Source organism: Corynebacterium yonathiae (genome assembly GCF_027570195.1).
In the GTDB taxonomy this organism is placed as follows: domain Bacteria; phylum Actinomycetota; class Actinomycetes; order Mycobacteriales; family Mycobacteriaceae; genus Corynebacterium; species Corynebacterium yonathiae.
Map to the genome: position 1 here is coordinate 1 of NZ_JAKMUZ010000052.1, position 709 is coordinate 709.

The window sequence follows — 709 nt, forward strand, 5'->3', positions numbered from 1 at the left end:
CGGCTATCGTCGCGTATGGATTCAATTGAAGCGATCGGGAATCAAGGTCAGCGAGAAAGTTGTGCGCCGAATCATTACAGCCGAAGGGTTAACGGTGCGCTATGTTAAGAAAAAACGTCGTTATTCGTCGTATCGCGGAGAGATTTCAGATGCCCCACCAAACTTGGTGAAACGGAATTTTCATGCTGATAAGCCTGGGCTGCTGTGGTTGACGGATATTTCAGAGTTTCCTGCTGATGACGGGAAAATCTACTTTTCAGCGTTGGTGGATTGTTTCGACGGAAAGATCGTGGGAGCAACAACGAGTTGCCATCCTAGTCAGCAGCTTGCAGACGACTGCTTAGCGCAGGCGATTGAAAATGATGCGCCTGCTGATCCGACAAGATTAGTAATCCATTCCGATCGGGGTTGTCACTATCGAGGTAATAGTTGGATCCAAGCCTCCCGAGACATCGGTTTTGCTCGTTCAATGTCGAAGAAAGGGTGCTCACCCGACAATTCGGCGTGCGAGGGATTGTTCGGCCGAATGAAAAATGAGATGTTCTATGGGCGTAAATGGCGCCATCGTGAGGAATTAGAGAAAGCGATTCATGAATATGTCGATTTCTACAACGAACGAAGAATCAAGCTTGAGTTCGGCGGATTAAGCATCAATCAACGCCGACGCAAGCTGCTACTCTGAATATTCCTAAAAAATGTCCGCATCCCC

At 48.1% G+C, this 709-nt stretch carries 1 protein-coding gene; it reads left to right on the plus strand.

What is annotated here, in order from left to right:
• Nucleotides 1–682 (plus strand): IS3 family transposase (locus L8V22_RS11630; protein WP_269966566.1); only part of this gene is annotated, 682 nt, incomplete at its 5' end.
• Between the last annotated feature and the right edge of the window lie 27 nt (nt 683–709).